The sequence below is a fragment of the Prochlorococcus marinus genome (assembly GCF_001180245.1).
GTDB lineage: Bacteria > Cyanobacteriota > Cyanobacteriia > PCC-6307 > Cyanobiaceae > Prochlorococcus_A > Prochlorococcus_A marinus_F.
Genome location: NZ_CVSV01000117.1, coordinates 1 through 395 on the forward strand (window position 1 = coordinate 1; position 395 = coordinate 395).

Annotated in this window: 1 protein-coding gene; it reads left to right on the plus strand. The window is 36.2% G+C overall.

Going from position 1 to position 395, the window contains the following annotated elements:
• The coding region (locus AMO19_RS05065; protein WP_445013447.1) for an acyltransferase at positions 1-327 on the plus strand (327 nt) is incomplete at its 5' end.
• Between the last annotated feature and the right edge of the window lie 68 nt (positions 328-395).

Sequence of the window (395 nt, forward strand, 5' to 3'; positions counted from 1 at the left end):
AAAGGAGGTATGACTCGGATCGAGGATGGAGCAACTATTATTGGTCCTTCCATGATTGGACCAAGTTGTTGCATTTGCGAGGGCGCAACTATAGATAACTCAATTATCTTTGATTATTCTAAGATTGGTAAAGGTGTAAGACTTATGGATAAGTTAGTGTTTGGTAAATATTGTGTCGGGAAAAATGGAGATCATTTTGATTTGCAAGATGCATCTTTAGATTGGTTAATAGCAGATTCAAGAAGATCTGATTTGACTGAGCCATCACCTCAGCAGAAAGCTATGGCAGAATTATTAGGTACTGATTTGATTAATATTCCAGACTAAGATTAGCTTTTTCAATAATCTCAGGAATTAAATGCTCTGCTTTTACGGCCATTAGATGAACACCATTT